Source organism: Neobacillus sp. 19 (genome assembly GCF_049463095.1).
In the GTDB taxonomy this organism is placed as follows: Bacteria; Bacillota; Bacilli; order Bacillales; family Cytobacillaceae; genus Neobacillus.
Map to the genome: position 1 here is coordinate 1 of NZ_JBMPZU010000063.1, position 24199 is coordinate 24199.

General features: G+C 39.0%; 23 protein-coding genes and 2 pseudogenes. 15 read left to right on the forward strand and 10 right to left on the reverse strand.

Annotation, left to right across the window (positions count from 1 at the left end; genetic code table 11):
- Positions 1 to 248: 248 nt before the first annotated feature.
- From ACO1D1_RS20695 to ACO1D1_RS20710, 4 genes and pseudogenes are all read left to right on the forward strand, one after another.
- Positions 249 to 545 (forward strand): annotated as a pseudogene (locus tag ACO1D1_RS20695) (carbohydrate ABC transporter permease); the annotation flags it as partial.
- Positions 535 to 1371 carry a carbohydrate ABC transporter permease gene (locus ACO1D1_RS20700; protein WP_423336932.1) on the forward strand — a complete coding sequence of 279 codons (837 nt, stop codon included), beginning with the start codon at positions 535 to 537 and terminating at the stop codon, positions 1369 to 1371. The pseudogene ACO1D1_RS20695 and the gene ACO1D1_RS20700, both read left to right, overlap by 11 nt.
- A gap of 28 nt (positions 1372 to 1399) precedes the next feature.
- Complete coding sequence (locus ACO1D1_RS20705) at positions 1400 to 2740, forward strand: FAD-dependent oxidoreductase (RefSeq protein ID WP_423336933.1); 1341 nt, start codon at positions 1400 to 1402, stop codon at positions 2738 to 2740.
- A 37-nt stretch (positions 2741 to 2777) separates the two neighbouring features.
- Positions 2778 to 4427 (forward strand): DUF4127 family protein, encoded by a 1650-nt coding sequence (locus ACO1D1_RS20710; protein WP_423336934.1) that lies wholly within the window; start codon positions 2778 to 2780, stop codon positions 4425 to 4427.
- A gap of 1062 nt (positions 4428 to 5489) precedes the next feature.
- Here ACO1D1_RS20710 and ACO1D1_RS20715 read toward each other — a convergent pair.
- Positions 5490 to 6266 (reverse strand): SDR family NAD(P)-dependent oxidoreductase, encoded by a 777-nt coding sequence (locus ACO1D1_RS20715; RefSeq protein WP_423336935.1) that lies wholly within the window; start codon positions 6264 to 6266, stop codon positions 5490 to 5492.
- An 18-nt stretch (positions 6267 to 6284) separates the two neighbouring features.
- Positions 6285 to 7061 (reverse strand): SDR family NAD(P)-dependent oxidoreductase, encoded by a 777-nt coding sequence (locus ACO1D1_RS20720; RefSeq protein WP_423336936.1) that lies wholly within the window; start codon positions 7059 to 7061, stop codon positions 6285 to 6287.
- 270 nt (positions 7062 to 7331) lie between these two features.
- Here ACO1D1_RS20720 and ACO1D1_RS20725 point away from each other — a divergent pair, with 270 nt between their 5' ends.
- Genes ACO1D1_RS20725 through ACO1D1_RS20750 form a run of 6 tightly spaced genes read left to right on the forward strand, consistent with a single transcriptional unit; the run spans position 7332 to position 14173 of the window.
- Positions 7332 to 8264, forward strand: coding sequence for a sugar-binding transcriptional regulator (locus ACO1D1_RS20725; protein ID WP_423336937.1), 933 nt, complete (start codon positions 7332 to 7334; stop codon positions 8262 to 8264).
- A gap of 47 nt (positions 8265 to 8311) precedes the next feature.
- Positions 8312 to 9853, forward strand: a complete 1542-nt coding sequence (locus tag ACO1D1_RS20730) for an FGGY-family carbohydrate kinase (RefSeq protein ID WP_423336938.1) — start codon at positions 8312 to 8314, stop codon at positions 9851 to 9853.
- Positions 9854 to 9871: 18 nt separating this feature from the next.
- Positions 9872 to 10543 (forward strand): ribulose-phosphate 3-epimerase, encoded by a 672-nt coding sequence (gene rpe, locus ACO1D1_RS20735; protein WP_149872133.1) that lies wholly within the window; start codon positions 9872 to 9874, stop codon positions 10541 to 10543.
- Positions 10540 to 11619 carry a sugar ABC transporter substrate-binding protein gene (locus ACO1D1_RS20740; RefSeq protein ID WP_423336939.1) on the forward strand — a complete coding sequence of 360 codons (1080 nt, stop codon included), beginning with the start codon at positions 10540 to 10542 and terminating at the stop codon, positions 11617 to 11619. The genes rpe and ACO1D1_RS20740 overlap by 4 nt, the downstream gene beginning before the upstream one ends.
- A 58-nt stretch (positions 11620 to 11677) precedes the next feature.
- Entirely contained in the window at positions 11678 to 13171 is a 1494-nt protein-coding gene (locus ACO1D1_RS20745) for a sugar ABC transporter ATP-binding protein (RefSeq protein WP_423336940.1), read from the forward strand.
- A 15-nt stretch (positions 13172 to 13186) separates the two neighbouring features.
- The gene (locus ACO1D1_RS20750; protein ID WP_423336941.1) at positions 13187 to 14173 is read left to right on the forward strand and encodes an ABC transporter permease; all 987 of its coding nucleotides are present in this window, start codon (positions 13187 to 13189) and stop codon (positions 14171 to 14173) included.
- Between the two features lie 277 nt (positions 14174 to 14450).
- Here the strand turns inward: ACO1D1_RS20750 and ACO1D1_RS20755 are convergent, their stop codons facing one another.
- Together ACO1D1_RS20755 and ACO1D1_RS20760 are read right to left on the reverse strand one after the other, a co-directional pair.
- Positions 14451 to 14921, reverse strand: a complete 471-nt coding sequence (locus ACO1D1_RS20755; RefSeq protein WP_423336942.1) for a redoxin domain-containing protein — start codon at positions 14919 to 14921, stop codon at positions 14451 to 14453.
- Positions 14922 to 15696: 775 nt separating this feature from the next.
- Positions 15697 to 15867 carry a hypothetical protein gene (locus ACO1D1_RS20760; protein WP_190284743.1) on the reverse strand — a complete coding sequence of 57 codons (171 nt, stop codon included), beginning with the start codon at positions 15865 to 15867 and terminating at the stop codon, positions 15697 to 15699.
- A 326-nt stretch (positions 15868 to 16193) separates the two neighbouring features.
- Between ACO1D1_RS20760 and ACO1D1_RS20765 the strand changes: the two genes are divergently transcribed.
- From ACO1D1_RS20765 to ACO1D1_RS20780, 4 genes are all read left to right on the forward strand, one after another.
- Positions 16194 to 16514: a hypothetical protein gene (locus ACO1D1_RS20765; protein ID WP_423336943.1), complete on the forward strand. Its 321-nt coding sequence runs from the start codon at positions 16194 to 16196 to the stop codon at positions 16512 to 16514.
- Positions 16515 to 17137: 623 nt separating this feature from the next.
- Positions 17138 to 17584, forward strand: a complete 447-nt coding sequence (locus ACO1D1_RS20770; RefSeq protein WP_149872126.1) for a GyrI-like domain-containing protein — start codon at positions 17138 to 17140, stop codon at positions 17582 to 17584.
- A 110-nt stretch (positions 17585 to 17694) separates the two neighbouring features.
- Positions 17695 to 18072, forward strand: a complete 378-nt coding sequence (locus ACO1D1_RS20775; protein ID WP_149872125.1) for a VOC family protein — start codon at positions 17695 to 17697, stop codon at positions 18070 to 18072.
- Positions 18073 to 18152: 80 nt separating this feature from the next.
- Complete coding sequence (locus tag ACO1D1_RS20780; RefSeq protein ID WP_149872124.1) at positions 18153 to 18608, forward strand: GNAT family N-acetyltransferase; 456 nt, start codon at positions 18153 to 18155, stop codon at positions 18606 to 18608.
- A gap of 311 nt (positions 18609 to 18919) precedes the next feature.
- Here the strand turns inward: ACO1D1_RS20780 and ACO1D1_RS20785 are convergent, their stop codons facing one another.
- From ACO1D1_RS20785 to ACO1D1_RS20805, 5 genes and pseudogenes are all read right to left on the reverse strand, one after another.
- The gene (locus ACO1D1_RS20785; protein WP_149872123.1) at positions 18920 to 19489 is read right to left on the reverse strand and encodes a dihydrofolate reductase family protein; all 570 of its coding nucleotides are present in this window, start codon (positions 19487 to 19489) and stop codon (positions 18920 to 18922) included.
- Between the two features lie 111 nt (positions 19490 to 19600).
- Positions 19601 to 19774: pseudogene (locus ACO1D1_RS20790) on the reverse strand (IS1595 family transposase); the annotation flags it as partial.
- Between the two features lie 219 nt (positions 19775 to 19993).
- Complete coding sequence (locus tag ACO1D1_RS20795) at positions 19994 to 20542, reverse strand: hypothetical protein (protein WP_149872122.1); 549 nt, start codon at positions 20540 to 20542, stop codon at positions 19994 to 19996.
- Between the two features lie 729 nt (positions 20543 to 21271).
- Entirely contained in the window at positions 21272 to 21613 is a 342-nt protein-coding gene (locus ACO1D1_RS20800) for a sigma-70 family RNA polymerase sigma factor (protein WP_423336944.1), read from the reverse strand.
- 382 nt (positions 21614 to 21995) lie between these two features.
- Positions 21996 to 22682 carry an MOSC domain-containing protein gene (locus tag ACO1D1_RS20805; protein WP_423336945.1) on the reverse strand — a complete coding sequence of 229 codons (687 nt, stop codon included), beginning with the start codon at positions 22680 to 22682 and terminating at the stop codon, positions 21996 to 21998.
- A 320-nt stretch (positions 22683 to 23002) separates the two neighbouring features.
- On the opposite strand from ACO1D1_RS20805, the gene ACO1D1_RS20810 reads away from it, so the two are divergent.
- On the forward strand, positions 23003 to 23578 hold the full coding sequence (locus ACO1D1_RS20810; protein ID WP_149872119.1) for a YdhK family protein: 576 nt from the start codon (positions 23003 to 23005) through the stop codon (positions 23576 to 23578).
- Between the two features lie 83 nt (positions 23579 to 23661).
- Here the strand turns inward: ACO1D1_RS20810 and ACO1D1_RS20815 are convergent, their stop codons facing one another.
- Positions 23662 to 24051, reverse strand: a complete 390-nt coding sequence (locus ACO1D1_RS20815) for a cupredoxin domain-containing protein (RefSeq protein WP_423336946.1) — start codon at positions 24049 to 24051, stop codon at positions 23662 to 23664.
- Positions 24052 to 24199 lie beyond the last annotated feature (148 nt).

Here is a 24199-nt window from a genome sequence, read left to right on the forward strand (position 1 = left end):
TTATGTCCTCTACTGGTTCAGTTGTAAGCCGATATTAACCCCAAACCCAACAACCTAGATAGGCGTTTCGCATTTATCGTGAAACGCTTTCGCGTTTTTCGTGCGCCGCTTTCAACATTCAATTCGCCATGGGTGCGGTCATTGCGGTAAGCGCGTTGAAAAATGTTGGCTTGAATATGATTTTATTCTTGGCCGCCCTCCAGCAGGTGGATCGCAATCTCTATGAAGCTTCTTGATTAGACGGTGCCAATAAACTGAAACAGTTTTGGCATGTGACCCTGCCGATGATTACCCCGACTGTTTTTTTAACCTTAATCTTAACGGTCATTGGATCGATGAAGGTGTTTGGGCAGATTTATGTCATGACTGGCGGTGGGCCAGGAAATCACACGAAGGTACTCGTTTACTATATTTGGGAAAATGCCTTTAAGCTATTTGATTTTGGCTATGCCTCGGCCATTGCGATTGTCTTATTTTTGATTATCTTATTCTTTACCCTCATCCAATGGAGTGTAAGAAAAAGGTGGGTTTTCCATGAACAATAAGAAGAGAAATGGGTTTTTTACGAAGCTATCCTTTTATGGAATCTTAACGATTATTTCATTGATTATGATTGTGCCATTTTTATGGATGATCAATACATCCTTTAAGGACTCTACCAAAATATTTACCTTTCAGTTCATCCCGGGCCCTTTTAGGTGGGAAAACTTCCTTACGGTACTAAAGACTACACCGTTTCATCTTTTTTATTTTAATAGTTTTTATATTGCCGTTTTGGTCACAATCGGTACGATTTTCTTTGGATCACTGGCCGGTTACGCCTTTGCAAAATTGAAGTTTAAGGGAAGTTCGCTGCTATTTTTATGTTTATTAAGCACAATGATGATTCCGGTTGAAGTCATCACCATTCCTCTTTTTCTATTTATGAGAGATTTAGGTTTGATTAATACCCATGTACCGCTAATTGCAATTCCGATCTTAGGGCCGGCGGGAGTATTTGGCGTTTTCGTTATGAGGCAATTCTTTCTATTAGTCCCGAAAGAATTAGAAGAGGCCGCGAAGCTGGATGGATGTTCCTATTTCCGAATTTATTGGAGCATCATGTTGCCGCTAGCAAAACCGGCGATTGCCACGCTGACCATCTTCACCTTTTTAACAAGCTGGAATGAATTTTATGAGCCGCTTATTTATATTAATTCAAAAGAATTGATGACCTTGCCGTTAGCGTTGGCGCTATTTACCGATGAGGTTGGGACAAAGTGGGAGCTATTGATGAGTGCATCAGTGATGGCAACCGTTCCGTTGTTAATCGTCTTTTTCTTCGCGCAAAAGCAATTTATTGAGGGAGCGACGATGACGGGCGGAAAATAATCTATTTTTAAAAAAGGATGTGTCTGGTTTGAAGTCTGAACTTACTTTTGATGTGGTGGTGGCGGGCGGAGGTCCCGCCGGTATCAATGCTGCGATTGCTTCAGGCAGGGCCGGTGCGAAAACCCTGCTGATTGAACGGTATGGTTTTTTAGGAGGCATGTCAACCATTGCACTGGTATACCCGTGGATGACCTACCACACGAATTCCGGGAAACAGGTCATTAAAGGGATTGCGGAAGAAATAGTAGAGCGATTAATGGAAATAGGCGGTTCCCCTGGCCATTTACGTGATACGGTCGGATTCACCTATTCGGTCACACCGTATCATCCAGAAAAATATAAGCTGTTGGCATTGGATATGCTCGAAGAAGCAGGTGTTGAGGTCCTAGTTCATAGTTTTGTCGATCAAGTGGAGACGGAAGGAAATCTGATTACCGCCGTTAAACTAGCCACCAAATCAGGTCCAATTCGCGTTTCTGCGAAGAGATTTATCGATACAACTGGGGATGCGGATGTTGCTTACCTTTCGGGTGCTCCTTGCTTAAAAGGGAGAGACGAAGACCACAAAACACAGCCGATGACGATGAAGTTCCGGATGAGGGGGGTCAACCTTGAAAGGGTAAAGGAAGCGATGAAGGCGAATCCGACTAATTTTTACAAAAAAACCCCAATAGATCGGTTGGACGAGATACCGTTAACAGGTGTGCAGGGCTTTTATAAGGAATGGAATGAATCAGGTGTCCCCATTAATCGGGACCAGGTTCTCTTTTTTGCAGGCCCTGAGGAGGACGAGGTCCTCGTGAATTGTACACGTGTTCAGGGGTTAGATGGAACGGATGTATTTGATTTATCGGCAGGGGAAAGAGAAGGAAGAAAACAGGTATTGATGATGGCTGAGTTCTTGCAACAGAAGATTCCCGGCTTCGAAAAGGCATCCATATCGGCGGTTGGAACGCAAATCGGCATTAGGGAAACACGGCGTATCGATGGGCGATATGCCCTGACGATTGCGGATGTGGTGGAAGGAAGGAAATTCGAAGACACCATTGCACTAAGCGGCTACCCCATTGACATACATGATCCAAGTGGCAAAGGCGTTCAAGCGAAAGACATCGAAGGAGATGGCAGCTACGGCATCCCGTACCGATGCCTCATACCAAAACAAATTGAAAATTTATTAGTAGCGGGGAGGTGTATGTCAACCACACACGAGGCATTAGCCACCACACGTCTCACACCTAGCGCAATGGCCACCGGTCAAGCCGCTGGTACCGCAGCAGCACTCTCCCTTCGTGATCATGTTGCACCAAAGGACGTAAATATTACCGAGTTACGGAGGATTTTAACAGAGAATGGGGTAGTTCTTTAGGAAAGTCACCAGTCAAGTAATGAAAAGGAGGAAAATCGTGAAACGCTTGAGAACATTATTTTCAGTAGTACTTGCCGTCCTTTTGTTGTTTAGTTCTGTGGGGATGATTGAAGCAAAGGAAAAAAAGAATGAGCTGGCTACGGTTTTATTGGTTCCATTAGATGATCGGCCAGCTAATACTTACTTTCCTCAGCAGGTTGGCCATTCGGCAGGTGTAGATGTCATTGTGCCGCCGAAAGAAATGATTGGCTATTTCACCGAACCGGGTAATGGTGAGGAGATAAGCAAATGGGTGTTAGAGAACGCCGATAAGGCGGACGGATTTGTTATATCTACGAGTATGCTTGCTTACGGGGGACTAGTGGCTTCACGGACAGGTGTGAAATCATTAGATGCTTCCCTTAAAGATATTCAGGTTATTAAAAAGTTGAAAGAATTATATCCGGAGAAGCCGGTCTATGTATTTGATACGATTCAAAGGCTGGCGGTTACAGCCATCAGCGACGAATATCTCAAATATTATTCTCTTATTAGTGAATGGGCAATTTTGTATGATAAGGTCGTTCATTTAGGAATGGCTGGTAAAGAAAGATTAGCAGAGCTGGAGTCATTAATTCCTGCTTCAGTTTTAGAAGATTATAAGAAAGCAAGGGAAAGAAATCATACGGTTAACAAACTTATGATTGATTGGGTTGATCAAGGGTACATTGACAATTTAATTCTCGCTCAGGATGATGCTGCCCCATATGGACTTCACCGTGCAGAACGAGAACAGTTACTGGCAAAGGTCAATGAACTTCAGGTTCAAGATCAAGTATCCGTTTTTCCTGGGGCCGATGAAGTAGGGGTCGTATTTGTCTCTCGATTCGTTAACCATTTCTTCCATACTTCACCAAAGTTCTTTATTGAATATGGGGGAATCCACGGAGATGACTGGATTGCGCCTTTTGAAGATACGTCATTTGACTACAATGTGCAAAAACATATCGTCTCAGCAGGCGGTACGATTGTTGACCGGGAGGATCAGGCAGATATTCATCTCCTGTTAAATACCCCTTCGGCTAACGGCTCGACAAGAGCAAAGGATATTGACGGGCTTGTTAATCGAACGAAGGAATTAATAGCAAATGGCAAGCAGGTGGCCATTGGCGATGTTCTTATCGTAAATAAGGCAGATGAAGAACTTGTAACGAAGCTTGCGGAATCTGTGGATTTGACAAGAATTCTTTCCTATAGCGGCTGGAATACGGCGGGGAATGCACTGGGAATTACGGTCGGCCATGCAGCGGCTCGGTTTGCTTTTATTAATCAGACATCTGGATTTGGTGTGCCGCTATATGAACAAACAGCAAAAGCCCATTACGAATTTTTGCTCCACCGTTTTGCAAAGGATCAAGGGTATAAAAATGTGGTCCATCCGGCGGCCAGAACCTATATCCAACAAATTGGCGCAAGTGAATGGGCCCTCGACGATAAGTATGACCTTGTAAACGATTTTGTGAAGGAAAAACTTACAAAAGAGACCGAATTCTGGTATCAATACTTTGATGGTAAAAAGGTGTACATCGGCTCAAGAGGCAAAAAGGATTTCTATCAAACGATCTCTTCACTAGAGAGCGTAGATGTCAAACTGCCTTGGCCACGAATCTTCGAAGCCGAACTCGAGCCACATTTAATGTTGGAATAGTTGAGGTTACGGCGGTTGCACGCCCTGATATGTGTTTTGAATAAGCGTGGGTAGGTAGGTCCTTGCTACAATAATAATTCTATAGTTACAATTAAGGGTTTAGTTCCGCGGACTTAAGGGCAGGGGGGCTGAATCCTGTTTTTTTTATAATAACTGTTCCTACTTCGACGTTTTGGTGATTTTTTAGCCTTAGCGTTGAAGTAGAGCCGGTCTACTTGGATGTTGGAGTGAATTTTAAGCCCGAATGTCGAAGTAGAGCCGGTCTACTTGGATGTTGGAGTGAATTTTAAGCCCGAATGTTGAAGTAGAGCCGGTCTACTTGGATGTTGGAGTGAATTTTAAGCCCGAATGTCGAAGTAGAGCCAGTCTACTTGGATGTTGGAGTGAATTTTAAGCCCGAATGTAGAAGTAAAGCCGGTCTACTTGGATGTTGGAGTGAATTTTAAGACCGAATGTCGAAGTAGAGCCAGTCTACTTGGATGTTGGAGTGAATTTTAAGCCCGAATGTCGAAGTAGAGCCAGTCTACTTGGATGTTGGAGAAAAATTTAAGCCTTAACGTCGAAGTAGAATGTCTACATAGGGGTTTCATGAAAATTAAAGCACAACCCCCGATATAGAAGCAGTCTACGTAGAGACATTGGAGTCAGTCCCACTCGGCTAAAGCTTAAAGCAGTAGATTGCGGTCTCTGGCACGCTCTGATATTCATCGAAAATGCGTGGGTAGGCGGTCCATAAGCTACCATTTTAATTCAATAGTTACAATTAAGGGTTTAGTTCCGCGGACTTTAAGAGCAGCGGGGCTGATTCCTATTTTTTTCATTAAAAATATTTCTACTTTGATAATTAAGTGGATTTTAACCCCAACCCCCGATATAGAAGCAATCTACGTAAGGCACGCCCCTTATCCCAGCATAAATGAAATGATATCTTTATTCCCCACTTAAAACTAATTGCCGGGCAGTTGGATACCGCGCCAGCCGCTTACATCGCATTGGCCATATTCATGAAAATATAAAATGACCTCGGTTCAAAACGAGGTCATTTGTTCGAATATATGATTTTTATACCATAGTATATCCGCCATCGATAGATATAATAGATCCTGTTGTAAATGACGAAGCTTCGGAAGCAAGCAATACGATTGCTCCGCCTAGTTCATGCGGGAAGCCCACTCTTTTCATTGGAACTAGATCCACAACAAAGGAAAGCGGACCGTCATTTTCAAACATAGGCTTCGTCATATCTGTTTGCATGAACCCTGGGGCAATCGCATTTACCCTTATATTATCTCCAACCCATTCTTGGGCAAGGCTTTTGGTTAACATGATTACAGCACCCTTAGACGCATTATATGCACTCTGTGGATAGGTAAGCGAGATGATTCCAGCCTTCGAAGCCATGTTGATAATGGAGCCGCCACCGTTATCTCTCATAGTAGGATAGACATATTTGGATACTAAAAACATGGCGTTTACATTAATATCAAATGTTTTTTTCCAATCTTCTAACGACATATTTTCAGATTCAATTCTTTGGCATATTCCGGCATTATTTACTAGAATATTAATTTGTTTATATTTTTCAATAATAGTAGCTATAGCGTCTTTTACTTCATATTCGTTCGTAATATCCGCTTTTAAGGCAAAATGATCACCACTTCTTGAAAGCTCTTCTATCGCCTTTTTCGCTTCTACTTCATCAATATCTATAATAACAACATTTGCACCAGCATCAGAGAGCGCTTTTGATATACTCTTTCCTAATCCTTTTGCACCGCCAGTTACTAATGCTGTTTTTCCATCTAATTTAAAACGATCTAAAATATTCAAGATTTGCACCACCTTAAGAAATCAGGATTAATGTAATTCTTTTCCGCCAGCTATTGTATAAGTGGTTCCTGTGATAAAGTTAGATTTGTCGCTTGAAAGAAAAGCGATTAATTCTGCTATTTCAATTGGATCAGCCATTCTTCCTAGCGGTACAAAGGAAGTAAGGTAATTTTGATACTCCTCTGGTGTCATTCCTTCTACTGGCCCTCTATTATTGAACACGTTTTGCATCATATCCGTATTGGTATAGGCAGGACAGATAGCGTTTACATTTATGTTATATTGAGCTAGTTCTAATGCTAATGTTTGAGAGATCATATTAACCGCTGCTTTTGAAGTACAGTAAAGTCCATTAGCATATTCAGCTGTTTTTGATGCAATGGAAGAGATATTTACTATTTTACCGCTATTTTGTTGGATCATTTGCTTAGCAACTGATTGGCAGGTTAAGAAGGTCCCTTTAGCATTTACACCCATAATTTGATCCCACATTTCTTCTTCAGCATCTACAAGTAAGGATGTTGAGATAATCCCTGCGCAATTTACTAAAATATCTATTCTTCCAAATTCCTCAACCGCCTGTTGAACGGCTTTGTCAATATCTACTTTATTCGTCACGTTTACTTCACTGATGATGGCTCTTCTGCCTAGAGCTTCAACCTGTTCAGCTGTTTCTTTTAAATTTGAAAAGTTTAGATCACAGGCAACAATATCGGCACCATATTTAGCTAGCAGCAGAGCGGCTGTTTTTCCTATTCCTCTCCCTGCTCCGGTGATAAAGGCAATTTTCCCTTCGAAATTCACTTTGTTCTTCCTCCTTTTACTATTCATAATAATGAAAATTTAACCAATATTTAGAATACAGTTATATAATGGCATACAACGGGAATAATTTCAAGGTTGTGAAAAATATTTCGAATTATTTTCCTGAATATTTGTAATGGTGAAATTATTTTCCGATTTTTATTGGAAAGTATAGACAAAATGAAATTAAGGTGTTTTAATGATAACCATAGGGAAAATTTTCAATTGACTGAAAATAATTTCAAAGTCGTCTTAGAGTGAGGAAATAGAATGCAAAATAATACCGAGTTAGTAACGAAAGTCGCTTATATGTATTACATTGACAATCTTCCACAGAGCAAAATTGCTTCATTATTGAATATTTCAAATTCCACGGTATCTAGACTGATACAGACGGCAAGAGATCGTGGGATTGTCAAAATTGAAATACAGACATTGAATACAAGGTGCTATTCTCTAGAGAAACTCTTAAAAGAAAAGTTCCATATTGAGGAAGCAATAGTGGTTCCATCCTATTCGGCTATCGAGGAGAATATTTTGAAGGTATTGGGCGAAGCCGGAATGAATTATCTTAAACAAAATATTCAGGAAGGAATGACCGTTGCATTTTCAATGGGTAAAACTTTAAGTGAAGTTGCAAACTGCTTAGAGGTGGATGAAAAGGTTGATTGTAATATAGTTCCTATTACTGGTGGGTTAGGGCAGGTTAAGTCTGAATTGCACTCCAATGATATTTGTAGAAGAATTGCAGATAAATTTGGAGGTACTGCTTATCCCTTATATGCCCCTGCTATCGTTGGAAATGAAGAATTAAAAAATGCCATTATAACGGACCCGATGATTCAGAGTGTTTTTAAGATGGGGTTAAATGCAGACATCACCGTTGTGGGTGTCGGAAATGTCACCGATTCAACGTTTATTGATCTTGGAATCATCAGTAAGGAAGAAGCGAAAATAATGGAAAATGACGGGGTAATAGGAGATATTGGCTCTTGGTTCTTTGATAAAAAGGGAAATATCTTGAATTTGGATATCCATAAAAGGGTAGTTGGACCTGATTTTAGCAAGTTAAGTGAGCAATCAAAAGTGGTTCTGATTTCTGGGACAAACGAAAAAAAGGAAGTAATTAAAGCAGCATTACAAGGGAATTGGGTAGATGTTTTAATCACATGTGAAAATGTCGCTCAGTACCTACTGGAATAATTCCAGTTGTTAATTATGAAAGCGATGCCAAACTGGAGGGGAAGACAATGAAAGAAATTGTAATGGGAATTGATGCTGGTACAGAGGGAGTTAGAGTAGGATTATTTGATTTACAAGGAAATGAGATTACGTTTGCCTCGACTGAATACAAAACCTATCATCCTCACCCAGGCTGGGCTGAACAGGATCCCAATGATTGGTGGAGCGCTTTAGCTAAAAGTTCAAGAAAAGCCTTGGCAGATTCTGGAATTGATAAGAAACAAATCATTGGGGTCAGTTATGATGCAACGTGCTGCAGTGTCATTGCGTGTAAGGATGATGGAACACCTATAAGAAATCCACTGATATGGATGGATATACGTGCTAATAAACAAGCAAAGTTTATTGCAGAAAAGAAGCACCCTATCTTAAAAATGAGCGGATACGATACAGTTTCAGCTGAATGGATGCCATGTAAGGCCCTTTGGCTTAAACAAAATGAACCTGAAAACTATGATAACGCTGATAAAATTGTGGAGTTTGTTGATTGGTATACGTATATGCTGACTGGTAGTTGGACAGTCAGTACTTGTAATGCTACTACGAGGTGGTATTACAATCGGGATGAAGGTGGATGGCCGTATGACTTTTACGAAGGAATCGGTCTAGGTGATATTTTCGAAAAATTCCCAAAACATATTTTAGATCTAGGTGAATTTGTCGGCGGGTTAACAAAAGCAGCTGCTGACGACTTAGGTTTAGAACCGGGAACCCCAGTTGCGCAAGGTGGGGCAGATGCGTTTGTCGGGCTCATCGGATTAGGGGTTGTTGAATCTGGTAAGTTAGGGTTAATTACTGGCTCATCCCATTTGTTAATGGGTTTAACGGAGCAAAACTTTAACGGAAAAGGAATATTTGGCGGCTTCCCAGATGCAGTAATTAAGGGCTTGAAAATGGTTGAAGGCGGGCAAATTTCTACAGGATCCGTTATCAAATGGTTTATAAATAATTTTTGCCAAGACCTTGTCCAGAAGAGTCAAGAACTGAATCAGAATGTGTTCGATTTTTTAACTCCAGAAGCAAGTAAATTACCGCCGGGTTCTGATGGGTTGTTAGTTTTAGAGTATTGGCAGGGGAACAGAACCCCCTATGTTGATCCGGATGTAAGAGGATTGATGTATGGTTTTTCACTAAATCATCGCAGGGAACATATTTACCGGGCATTAATGGAAGGAATCGCATTTGGAACAGACTTGGTTATTAATAGCTTTAAGAAAAACGGTTTTAACGCGACTGAATTGTACGTTGCCGGTGGTGCATCAAACAGTGATTTGTTCTTACAAATTCACTCAGATGTTAGTAATCTGCCAATTTATGTACCAAAAGTGACACAGGCACCAAGTTTAGGTTCTGCTATTTTGGCAAGTGTTGCTGCAAAGAGATATTCGAGTATACCGGAGGCAGTTAGTCACATGGTTCATTATAAGAAGAAAGTAGAGCCAAATTTTGAAAATCATCTTAAATATAAACAACTATCCCAAAGGTATAATGAAGCCTACCCAATTCTTCAGCCTTGGATGAAGGGGATTACAGAAACCGTTCAAATTTAAGGAAAGGGAGATGAGTGTATGGTGTTAATCTCACCCTCAATTTTAGATGGAAATCACATGAATCTTCAAAATGATATCTTAGCTATCGCGAAAGGAGGTGGGGATTCGATCCATGTGGATATAATGGATGGTCATTATGTTAAGAACCTCACATTCGGTCCCAAAACAGTAGAACATCTGAGGAAAATTACTGACTTGCCGATCGATGTCCATTTTGAAATGTATAAGCAAGAGGAATATATTGACTGCTTTATTGATGCAGGGGCGAATTTAATCACACTTCAATTTGAAAGTCTCGTACATCCATTGCGAGCCATTGAGAAAGTAAAGAATAGAGGTTGTTCCGTTTCATTAGCTTTTGCGCCCATGACCAGTTTGGATTCAGTAAAATATTTTATCCATGAACTTGATCAAATTAACTTAATGTCAGTTGAACCTGGTTTTGGCGGCCAAAAGTTTAGAACAGAAGTATTTAATAAAATAACGTTTATCCAAAACATTATTCAGAGTGAACAACTTAACACCATTATTTCAGTTGATGGAGGGGTTAATGAAATAAATATTAATAGATTAATAGAGTTAGGGGTTGGAAATTTAATCATTGGAAGCAGGATATTCAAAAACCAAGAAATCGAAAAGAATATTCAAAGTTTGAGACAATTAGTCACATATAAGGGGGAAAAAGTATGAAAAAGCCAAAGCTTTGGGCAGTTGTGATGATGTTATTAACGTTCCTATTTATTGTTGGATGTTCGGCTGATACTACGCAGCCTGCGAATTCTGAATCTTCAGTTAAGGGTAAAAATGAGTCAGCCTCAAAAGAAACTTCCTCTAAAGGCAGCGAAGGGAAGGAAGAGTTAGAAATTGCTTGGGTTCACATGAATTCAGCTGCACAATCTGAACAAAGAGCCAAAAAAGGATTTGAAGATTTCGTTAAGAAAAGCGGATATAAGTGGAACTTGAGTGTTGTTGATAGTAAAGGATCTGGTCAAAATCTAGCATCAAATATTGAGGACGCGGTTCAAAGAAAAGTAGACGCAATCATCATTTCAATGGCTGATCTGCGTGCAGCAAAAGCTTCTATTGCAGAAGCAGAGAAAGCTGGCATTCCTGTCTTTTCGGTCGACTCAGGCTGGACACCAGGTATTGTTGTAGATGTAACGAGTAATAACTACGTGATGTCGTCTAAAGTCTCGAGCTATTTAGTAGATAGATTAGGTGGAGAAGGAAATATTGTTGCCTTTAAGATGGCTGAACACCATGGAGTTCGAAAAAGAGGAGAAGTATTAGATACGATTGTAAAGGAAAACCCAGGTATTAAGGTGCTTGAGGAACATAATATTGATTACACAAATTTTTATGAAGATACACTAAAAACAATGGAAGATTATATCGCTAGATACGGAGATAAAATTGACGCTGTATGGACTGGCTGGGATGAGCCTGCAATGGCTGCTGCAGCTGCTATTCAAGCAGCAGGAATTAGTAAGGATAAGATTTTTGTCACTGGAATTGACGGCCATCCGCCTGCAATTGATGAAATGAAAAAAGGGTCTCCAATTGCGGCAACAGTAGCGCAAGGATTTGAGGTTATGGGAGAAAAAATAGCGGGGTATATCTATAGTATTAGAACAGAAGGAAAACCTATCGATCAAGTAATAAATTCAACCACTGTTTACGTTGATACACCTTTAATAACGGATAAGAACTTACCTGAAGATGGAGTAGAACCATATAAAGCCAAAGATTTCTATAGCTCAAATTAAGTTAAATAAAGAGGGAGATATGTTCGTATCTCCCTCGCAAGAGAGTGAGGTTTGACGATTGGAGGAAATACTGTCTGTTGAGGGAGTAAACAAACATTTCGCGAAGGTTAAAGCATTGAATAATATCCAATTTAGCCTAAATAGAGGGGAAATCCATGCTTTAGTTGGTCATAATGGCGCGGGTAAATCTACTTTTGTCAAAGTTTTAACAGGAGCCTATACTCCTGATGCCGGTGTGATTAAATTGGAAAACAAAGAAGTTTCTTTTCGCGGCATTCAAGATTCTATTGATAAAGGGATCGGGATTGTCACCCAAGAGGGGAGTTTAATCCCAAGTTTTAATGCAATTGAAAATATATTTCTAGGGCAAGAAGAAAGTAAAATTGGCCTTATTAATAGAAGGAAATTGGTGAAAAAAGCAAAACATTTGATGGAGACGTTAGGAATTGATCTGGATTTAAATAAAGAAGTCAAAGATTTGAATCCTGCACAACGAAAGCTCATTGAGGTTTTAAAAATATTGAATATTCATCCGAAAATATTAATATTAGATGAACCTACAGCCGCCTTATCAGAAAATGAACGAAACAAGTTGTTTTCTGTTATGAGAAAGTTAAAAAATGATGGTATTACTATTATTTTTATTACTCATTATTTAGACGAAGTTTTTGAAATGTCAGACCGTATCACCGTTTTAAGAAATGGTACACATGCTGGAACAAGAATAACGTCGCAATCATCGAATGATGAGATTATTAAACTGATGATTGACAAAGACCACCATAGCGAGTATCCAGAAAAGACTCATGGGCTGGGGGAAGTCCTATTCGAGGCAAAAAGTGTTTCTGATGGTCAGAAGCTAACCGATGTGACTATTTCAGTTAAGCGAGGGGAAATAGTCGGTATTTTTGGTACAGTCGGGTCTGGAAGGACTGAACTGGCTGAATGCATTTTTGGTGCTAGAGATAGGAAAAGTGGAAAAGTATTCATAGAGGGAAAAGAGATCAAAAATAGAAAATCAGTGCCTAAATCGATCGAAAATGGGCTAGTTTTAATCCCGGACGATCGATTGAAAAAAAGCTTAATTTTAGACGAACCGGTTAAACGAAATATCTCACTTCCATTTTTGGGTGAAATGTCATTATTCTCTTGGGTACAGGTTAAAAAAGAAGAGAAAATTTCTCAAATGATGGTGAATGACCTTAATATTAAAACTCCGTCCATTCATGAAAAGGTAAAAAATTTAAGCGGCGGTAATAAACAAAAAGTTTCCTTCGGAAAATGGATTGTCTCGGAAGATAAAAAGCCAAAGGTATTTATATTTGATGAGCCTACTGAAGGTGTAGACGTTGGAGCAAGGGCTGAGATGTATAAAATTATGGTGGATTTAGCAAAACAAGGTGCCGGAATCATATTAATATCCTCAGATATTTCCGAGATAAAGGGGCTATCAGACCGGATATATATTATGAAAGAAGGATCTATCGTGGACGAAATCCAATTAGATGAGGTCACTAATGAAAGGCTCATTCAAAGCTCTTTAGGAGTCTAACAGAGGGGGATTAACATGCAAAGTATATCAGTTGTAAGAAATGATAAGAAGGCATTGGATACAAGCTATCTAGTATCCCATTATGCTACTATTGCGACTTTGCTCATACTATTTATTGTATTTTCAATATTCGTAGATAAATTCTTTGAATTAAATAATATCATGAACATTGCGCGTCAGGTTTCTACTTTAGCCATTGTGGCATTTGGTTTAACAATTACGATGGCAGCAGGTGATTTTGACTTATCAGTTGGAAGTATTGCAAGTTTGTCCGGAGTAGTTGTAGCAGGACTTCTTGCCAATGGGTCGGGAATGCTTGCAGCTATTTTAGCCGCTTTAGCAGTTGGTGCCGGAATTGGACTTTTAAATGGAGTGGTATCGACAAAAGTTGGTATCCCTTCTATGATTGTGACCCTTGGTGTATCTTCTATTGCTATAGGTGTCAATTTTATGTATACGGGAGGAAGAGCCGTTTACGGTGGGCTGCCCATTTCATTTACCGCATTGGGCAGAGGGGCCTTATTCGGAATTCCTTCACCCATTTTCATTATGCTGATTCTCGGAATTGTCGTATTTATTTTCTTAAATTATACAAAGCCTGGACGATATATTTATGCTACCGGCGGTAATGCGACAGCGGCGAAGCTTTCAGGTATCAAAACCTTAAAATACAGAACAATTGGATTAATGTTTAGTGGGCTTGGTGCCGGAATTGCGGGCATTGTTTTGGCTGCTAGATTAGGAAGCGGCCAGCCGACTGCAGGATCCTCCTTTCTATTAGATGGTTTAGCCGCAGTATTTATTGGAATGACGACAATTAGAATTGGCCAGCCTAATATTATTGGAACGTTTGTTGGCGTGTTACTAATTGGTCTACTTAACAATGGTTTAAACCTATTAGGTTTACCCTTCTATATTCAAGATATTGCCAAAGGTTTAATCATGGTCATAGCAGTAGCGTTTGCCGCAAGTAAAAATGAATTAAAGTTTTTCTCTTCTTAATCTCTCATAAGAAAACCACCCCAGCCGTAGGAAGCATAAGGGTGGTTCAAAAAAATATTAAATAAACAACTTTTCCCTTAACGGGTTCTGTTGTCAGGAGAAGTGTTCGCAGCACTTCTCCTTTTTATTATATATGAAAGGGAACGGTTTTGTTTTAAAATTACTGCAATTTATATAGCAAATGCGTAAGGCGAATGGAAGAGCAGCGGGGCTGAATCCTATTTTTCACCCCGCTGCTTTCTTCATTGCATCCACATGCTTTAACATCTTCAATCGTTTATTCTTTTAATCTTTCGAGCTCAGTGAATACGGCTTCATAGTCTTCTTTCTTGTCTGCCCTAAAGGAGGTGTTTAGGTAGCTAATGGCTCCGTCTTTTTTTACAACGAAGACAGAACGGATTGCTACTCCGCCTTTTTCGTTAAATACTTTATAGCTTTTTATTGTTTCTTTATGCCAGTCAGATAATAAAGGATAAGGCAATGTTCCCATACTCGCTGCAAAAACACGGTGTGAGTGAATATGATCCGCACTGATACATAGTACTTCTGCGTCTGATTGTTCAAATCTTTTGTAATCCTCTTTCCAAGAGGCGATTTCTTTAATTCAGCCTGGGGTAAAATCCATTCCATAAAAGGCAACCACAACGTTCTTTTTCCCTTTATAATCAGCGAGTGAAATCTTTTCCTTCGTTGTTGCGGCTAGCGAAAAGTTTGGAGCCGTATCCCCAACCTTCAAAGAAGCTTCCAAGTAGATTCCTCCTTACATCCAAAATTTCGAACCTTATTATTTTGTCCATCTTCCCTTTAAATAAGACGATTAAATGAGGCTGATCCGTATAAAAAACCGCCCAATTCGCTTCTAAGGAAGCAAACGGGGCGGTTCCTTATAGGATTTGCTTCCGTTCCATAGTTTGGTAGATGGAGGATTGTGACTTAAATAACATGAATTTTTAGGGACAGTTTTCAACAATCCTTTTAGGAATTTGGGGAGAGAACTTGAGGCTTGGTGCGAGGTGAGGCAATTTTCAAACAAACATTTAATTAATTGCGGAATGACGCGGAATGGATAGAAATATGTAAGTTTAAGTGAAACTAGTCATATATTACCTATTGGTGGGATATAATCTGCAAATTTCCCTGGCAATTCTCAACAAATTACGTATATGAATTACTGGGGAAATCCATATTTACCAATACATTGCCAATGTTTCAAACAAATGTTTGAATAGTATATCCTATAGGGAATTTCGTTGAAAGGATGTCGATTCGTGAAAAAAGGGTTCGAATCTACTCCAATCCTTAATTTTATGGCATCTTTCATCAAATTTTTTATCGATCAGGCATGAGAAAGGTGTATGTATCAAGGGCTGCAGCGATTTTAAATAAACGTTTGTTTGATAGGGAGATTTAAGGAAAAAGGTCGAGGTATGTCTAATGGTGGAAGGGATGAAGGTCGTTCCAATATAAAAATCTTATCTTTCTTGCAAAAAAACAGCTTCACCAAGGAAGCTGTTTTACATTTATTAGATGGTTTGTTTCAAAAGTTCTTTATCATTTTCGGTCATGTATTTAAGTCTAGATTGTAAGTCAGCTAAATCCTTCGCATCAATTTCTTTAATTCCTTCAAAAATTGAAATGGTGATAAAAGTACAAATTGAAAAAATAGTGATTACAGCAAACCAAGCAACAAACATTTTAGTAACCCCCTTGATTTAAAACTTACAGTTATTTTAATTGATTTTTTTGAAATTCTATGTGATATATGTCACTAAAAAGGGGCTTAAATTTATACTTTTTTCCAAATCATGCGTCTTACAGCTGTGTACCAATCAATTGGAAAATTTGATGAAATCGATCCTCTATGTGAAATTCCTAGTGTTTTAGTTGGAGTTATATATATATTATACAAAGTTCGACTGCTGGCACCATTTTTCCTCAACCTTTCTATAGAATAAGTCATATTTTGGTGGCGACCAATATAATATGTATGGAAGGCAAAATGATACTAGGAGGCTCCAATATGGATTTAACTCACGGTTCTAATGGTGAAAATATGAGCTTTATTGATTATGGTGTAAGCATTGACCAGTTTTTAAAAGTCCTAAAATCTATACAGCCTATCTCGTTGAGCCCAGATTATATCCCAGCAAGGGATGGTCTACCATATGCAGCCGATGAGAAGGAATTTCTGGATAAATTATCACTCATACTTATCCCCGAAAGCATGGATGTGCTCGCGCCATGGATTGCTGTTGGAATGCAAAGAACAGTAGGGGCAATAAGACATCAAATAGAGAATCGACATGGTAACAAAGGTGAATGGTTTTTCAAAAATACTTGAATAAGAATACTGAATTTTGGGTTCGGATTTCTCCATCATTTTCAAGCATTCGAAGGGGAAAGTTCAGGAGTGGAAAGGAATGGCAATCAATTCAAACAAACGTTTAACTTATAGCGAAAATATGAGGAATTGATTGAATCTTGTAAGTAGACATGAAACTAGTCATATATTACCTATTTGTGGGTTATGTTCTGTAAATTTCCCTGGCAATTCTCGACAAGCTACTTATATGAATTGCTAGGGAAATTCATATTTACCAATCCATTGCTGCTGTTTCAAACAAATGTTTGAATAGTATATCATATAGGGAAATTCATCGAACGGATGTCGATTCGTGATATTAGCGGTTCGAATCTACTTCGTGCCTTATTTTTGTGACATCATTCGGCATTATTTTTATCAAACGCGCAAGAGAAATGAGTATTTTTCAAGGGTTGCAGCGGTTTTAATTAAACGTTTGTTTGATAGGAGAATTTGTGGAAAAGGGTCAGTGGGTGTCAGATGTCGGATTAGAAGAAGGCTGTGTTAATAGAATATCCCTAACCGAGTTCAAAAGAAGGAATTTTATTATTTGGAAGGGAATTGGTATGTAAGAGCTTATTCATTCCTTAGGGGGGATATTGATGGAGTGTAAAACGGTAGAGAAAATTTTTAGGGTTGTAGGAATAAGAGGCAGTGGGGCTTATGCTAATTTTGATACCGATGTTCCAAACCTTGCCCGAAAATTCCTCATTCGTTTAGATGAAATCGAAAATTGCGCAGGCACGGAAGTTGCCCTTTTTGAACCTAAAAGGGATGCTAATCATTTGGAAGGCCATTATTATGTAGGATTACTCGTTAAGGAGGCCCTAATAGAGGTTCCAGCTGGGATGGAGTATATTGAAACTGCTCAAAACTACATCACGACAAGGGGGAAAATGAATAATATCGCTACCTTACATAGCACTTTATTAAATTGGGCAGAGGAACAGGGTTATAAAAGGGATCTTAAATCTCATATTGTTGAAACCTATCATCCAATGGAAAATGGCGAGGAAGAAGTTGAGATTTATTTACCTATTTATATTTAAAATCCCATAATTTTGACAACAAATACCTAACTGAATGTAGCTTTCTTAAACTAAAGGGGACTTCGGTTCCATTCAAGAGTTGAACATATTTTATGAGGGGGATAGAATATATGACCAAACCACTCTTAAGGGGGATGGAAGGAGTTTTTATTCCGGTTAAAGATCCCGAAATGTCTGCGAAATGGTATGAGGAAATACTGGGATTCAAACTTATTTACATTGAAGAAGAGGCTGCTGTAATGAAGATTGAAGAGCATTCTCAAACCGTAGTATGTCTTGTTAGAACAGTCAATCATCAACCAATGAAGTTTCCAAATAATAATTTTGGAGTAGGGAAATATTATAATTTTATTCCAGACAAAATAGAAGAAACCTACAAAATTCTGCTTGAAAAGAATGTAAAAGTAAATGCAATGGGTGGAGAAGGAACCACTAGATTTTTTACATTTTACGACCCGGACGATAACCCTCTAGGAGTTTGCCAATAGCATTTTTATACAAGTTTATGTACAAACCTCTGTTCTTTGAAAAAGAAGAGAAATAGTTACGGAATTCGAAGGGGATACATATGGGGAAATATGAGGTAAAACAAATAAATGATCTGTTGAATTATGATTTGGATCATATAGTAAAGCAAAGCAAAGAAGAGGGTTTTCGCTTTGTAGAACGATTATTAAATGACTATAAAAATGGCAGTAATACTTTTCACCATTCTGGAGAAGGATTATTTGGTGTGTTTAATAAAGAAGGTCTACTTGTTGCTGTTGGCGGATTAAATAAAGACCCCTTTTCAAATGAACATTATATAGGCAGGCTGAGAAGGTTTTATGTTCGTAAAGAGTATAGGAGAAACGGTGTGGGAAGTATTTTGGTAAAAAGGATCATTGACGAAGCAAAAAGGTATTATAAAATTTTGGTGCTTCATACAGATACCGAACAGGCTGATACATTTTATTCTTCTATTGGATTTTCAAAGGGAAATCTTTATCCAAATTCAAGTCACTTTATGGAGTTTAAAAGCTAACGTATTATTAGCTATTGGTTAGCTTTAACACTTTAATTAATAAGATTACCGAATGGTCATGGGGACGGTTCTTGTGGTCTGTACTAATATAAATAAAAGCCACGAAAACTGTCCCTGTGGTGAGACTGTTGTAGATCAATATTTCGGACCACGCTTAGATTATAAATAATGGAGGAGAGACAATGGCGAAACGACGGGTGTTTTTGGTTTGCGGTATATTCACTAACCTCCAATAGTTGAATATGTACCAACTACTGTTTAAGTATTACCTCAAAATTTATTAGGATATATCTTTCGAGTGAATGATGGGATTAATTACCATTATAATGATAGGTTATTTGTACAACTCCAGAAGAGAACGTTCTTGTATTAACCACTTTTAAATTTAACCTCTGTTTAATATCACTAAACAACGGTTTGCCTTCTCCCAAAACAACAGGGTGTATGGATAATCTAAATTCATCAACAAGCCCTAAATTTATAAAAGTGGTAATGAGACTTGCTCCGCCATATAGCCAGATGTCTTTACCAGGCTTTTTCTTCAATTTATTAACTTGTTCAAGAATATTATCATTTATTAGTATTGCTTGATTATCAGTCTCTTTTTGTGTTCTGGAAAACACATATTTCTCTTTGCTATGAACCAATTTCCAAATTTCCTTTTCGGTATCGGAGTCTTCCTTTTTTGGAATATATTGTCCCCATAAATCGTAGCTTTTTCTACCATATAAAATTGTATCAATTTGATTCAAGAAATTAGTGAAATCCATATCTGGGTCCATAATGCACCAATCAACTTCGCCATTTTTCCCTTCAATAAAACCATCTAAAGTAACTGCCAAATCCAAAATTATTTTTCTCTGTTTTACGTTATTTGACATAACTATTCCTCCTTTAATCATTCAGATTTTGTTTCCTCTGCCCCGTTGTATAAGGATTACACAGCGAATTTAGACAATCATTTTTTCTGAACCGAACAACCGTGTTCTGTATGAACAAGGAGGACACTCAAAGCCTTCCTTGAAACGAGTTTCTCTCATTTCATTGATTAAACGAACACCAACCGAGGAATAAGGCTCAACATGGCGTTTAACCCATTGATCGACTTGTTTTTTTTGTGGTAATTTGTCGGTATACTTTTACAAGTTGCTAAACGCTTTGCTCACCTTGAACATCCTCTCGTTGCGAATGTATGTTCTTTTTTAATTATATCAAGAATTGGGAGAAAGGCAAATATCAACATTACCTTTAACGGAGCGAGGCGGTACCGAGGAACAATTTGAATATGTGACTGTGTTAGCAAATCTTACAGAAAAAAGATGCTATGGATTAGTTGGAAATTGTACGGAATTTTGTTATCGGCGTTTAAGTTCCCATAAGATCGATTACTTATTATTATCCTTGGATTGTTCCTTGGGTTGATCTTGCTCTTCCATTTTCCTGAATTGAATATCGTCACTAAGTTTCTTTTCATGCTGGTTCTTCAATGTGAGTACTGCTGCCTTCCCGTCACTGGGCGACCCATCCGAAAAATACATAGGAAATAGAGAGAAAAACAGCATGTAAAAAGAGAAATAGATAAACTGATCCCAAAAAACGGAATTATCTAGAATTCCTTCAGAAATAAGGGCGTATACCAGAAAAATACCTGCAAGGTTGAATATGGACCCACCAAGGTAGATCAAGGTATTCGTAACACGGTTATCATGCTTTAACGATTTAAACTCGCAGGCCCCATTCCAGAAGTAGTATCTCCTTACTTCAATATTCCAAAAGGAAAATACCATTGCCCCACATCCGATTGTGATTTTTTTCTCTGATCCCCCGAAAAGCGTAACAAAAAAAATATGTCCGCTTAAATGGATAAGTGTCACGATGGGCAGGATTACGAAAAAAGAAATTAGGAATTTTATAATGTCAGCGAATCCAAACATGATTATCCTCCTAAAATAGGCTTCGTAGAATCGGCCAATTCATTGAGTGCGTTTAAGGACGTTAGTTGTGTACCCTAAAGAGGATAACTAAAAAGTATATTTTACTAATGGCATAATTTGTTATTTGGAAATAGAAGGGGAGATTTGAAGGCCTTAACATCGAAGTAGAACCCGTCTACTTAGGTATTTGAGAAATTTTAGGGGCGAACATCGAAGTAGAACCTGTCTACTTGGACGTTTGAGTGAATTTTAGGTACGAACATCGAAGTAGAACCTGTCTACTTCGGTGTTTGAGTGAATTTTAGGTACGAACATCGAAGTAGAACCCGTCTACTTCGGTGTTTGAGTAAATTTTAGGGGCGAACATCGAAGTAGAACCTGTCTACTTCGGTGTTTGAGTAAATATTAGGTACGAACGTCGAAGTAGAACCTGTCTACTTGGACCTTTGGGTGAATTTTAGGTACGAACATCGAAGTAGAACCCGTCTACTTCGGTGTTTGAGTGATTTTTTGGTACGAACGTCGAAGTAGAACCTGTCTACTGAGCGGTTAGGCCCTTACCTTTTTGATTTCATGATTTGTTGTTCCTAGACCATCACCAACTGCTTTATTTTTTCTCGCGCCCCGGCACGCCAGCCTTTCACAGCGGAAACCGACACTTTCTCTAATGCGGCAATCTCGCTTGCCGATAAGCCATAACGGGAGGTGTAGAGGACCCACTTTGTTTGGTTAGGTGTCAGGCCTGCACAATAGGAGCGAAGCGTTTCTTCCCTCTAATGGGCAGAAGGGGGTGTGATCCTCGATGACGCTCCAGAATTCCTCACTTGGATAAAGGCTTTTTTCCTCGTTTTTGCGGCATTTCTTCAGTTCCATGAGCAGATACCCTTTAATGTACATGTAAGCATAGCTGGTGAGCTTGCCCTTGCTTGCGTCAAAGCGGCGGGAGGCTTCCCAAAGGGCAATAAGCCCGAGCTGGAAGAATTCTTCTTGGTCCTTATAAATGTGTAATGAGTGCATGATTTTGTAGATCATCGGTGTGTATTGTTCAGCTAACTGTTCAAAGCTTTCCAATGGTAGGACCCTTTCAGAAAGCGCGCTTTTCTTTGTATTCCCGGGTACCTCTACCATAACGGGTTACGAACAGTTGAGCGAACAGATCAAATTCACTTTTGGCGGGATTTTAAACCTCGAAATATCAAAATCGACGTTCAAAAAACACTATTGAACGGGAAATTGCTTTTTTTCGATGAATTTCCTATGAATTGAGGGGGAATGGCAATTGGGTTGATTCGAAACGGAAGTTACTTATGTAGAGCACAACTAATGGGGAGATCCGAATGAAAGGACGAGGTGGCAGTCACCTCGTCCTGTTTATTTAATCCGAAAAATTGTAATATATTATTCTCGACTAGGCGCACTCTGCTATCATTTACTTTTTTAACCTGCACTTTTTTCAACTAGTAAGCTTATTTTGCCGATCTGCGAGCAGTTCTTTCCATTCGTTAGCCAATTCATCAACAGCTAGAATTTTTTTTATCCCTTCGATATCCTTTTGATTATGAAAATAAATCTCATTTCCGTAAAGAATGGATACCTTTTTTGGATGTGACTCCAATAATGTAATTTGAGAATCGTAACGGACAAACCCCTCTTCTAACACACGGCACAAATAACCTGTAAAACCTGTTTGTACCATCCTCTTTAGCAGAAAAGGATTATTCGTACGCTTAGAAATGGTGCTGCATGGGATTCTCCCTTGAGTGATTTGGATAACAGCTTCACCAAGCCGAAAAATATCCCCGACATGGACATCTTTTTCCAACATATTTGTTACCGTTATATTCTCACCGAAAGTGGAAGCTGGTAAAGTAGTTGCAAATTCGTTTTCCCAAAGTAAATAGTGTTCATAGGGGTATACACATACGGCACGGTCTGGACCTCCATGATGCTGTAAGTCCGCCACTCCATCTCCCAGAAATCCCTCTTTTGTTAAGAGCGCTTCTTCAATCGTTTGTTTGCAAATGCCTGAATCCATTTCCTTATTAGTCCCGTACATCAATTTTTGAGGTAATCCAATTGAAAAATTTTTTAGTTCAATCCTGTTCCTGCCTGCCACTGTCATATGTACCCACTTCCTCATATTATTTTTGGCTCTGTATGTACATCAATAATAAGTCCATATTAGCATTCCTGCCCTTACAATGTATCTTACCATAGACCAAGGGATGAGGGGGGCCAGGTGCCAGAGGCGGTTCTGGTGGCTTTTTTTGAAAAACGTGGTTGAAAATGACCACGAGAACCGTCTTCGTTGTTTTTGGTTTTACTATAGGGAGCTAGGGTATAACAATAAAGGCACGTATTTTTGAGAAGGCAAATCGCCATGTACCATCATTTGTGCATTCACTGTTGTCAAAAATCTATTAATATGGAAAGTAAATTTAGAAAGAAAGGACGATTTCAATGAAAGCTCATCAATTTGTCGCAAGTATCATTACTTTGATTATGGTTCTCGTTTTAGCGGCTTGTACTGGAAATGGTGACACACCACCATCTGATCATAACGCAGATCCAAAGACGAAATCCAATGAACAAATGGAAATGAATCATTCAAGTTCAGGTGAAGTTCCAGAAGATTTAGCGGTTGCAGAAAATCCAACCTACCCAGTTGGAAGTCAGGCTGTTATGCATGCGAAACATATGAAGGGAATGGACGGAGCGGCCGCCACAATTGCGGGAGCCTATCATACAACCGTGTATTCCGTTTCATATACCCCTACAACTGGTGGTGAAAGAGTGGAAGACCATAAGTGGGTTATTCATGAAGAAATTGAAAACGCAGGCGAAGAAGCATTTAAGCCTGGCGATGAGGTTGTATTGAAAGCGGACCATATGGAAGGAATGGATGGGGCTGCCGCTGTTATTGATTCAGCCGAGGAAACAACGGTATATATGGTTGATTTCAAAAATACTGAAACAGGAAAAGAAGTAAAAAACCATAAATGGGTTACAGAAAGTGAACTATCACCGAACAAATAAGGGTGCCAGGGGCTATTTTTAAAGGAAAAGTAAATGAATAAGACCACGAGAACTTTTTACTCGTGGTTTTTCGTGGTTGTTTGTTATTTAACGATTACTGTTCCATCCATTCCTTTGGTGAAATGGTACCGACATATTAGTTGATATGTACCGGGCTCTTTCGGACTCACGGTAATGGTTTTTTCTTTTCCTGGCTGGACTTCGACGTCAATTCCGAGCTTTTCCACTGTGAAGGTGTGTTCCCTCTTCCCTTCGTTTTTCAATATCAACGGTGTCGTTTTTCCGTTAAGAATAGTGATGACTTTCGGATCAAAGTAATCATCGTTCATCTTAACCTCAATCGCTTTCACCGTCTCCGTAGGCTGAGTTACCTCACCGGATTCGGCAAATACGCCGAGTGAGCCTAGTGTTGTCACACCTACAATCACTGCAAGCAATACGACCAACCCTGTTAACCACTTTTTTGCAAACATGTGCAAACCCTCCTTTCCTAAACACTATTTTTTGCTAATTCATGAAATATTATCACTATAACTTTGGTTCCAAATTGTTTTTAAATAATGTATGAAATTTCCTTCTTCAACTAACCCCAATAGTTGGAGAAGAAAAGAGTTAGAAATT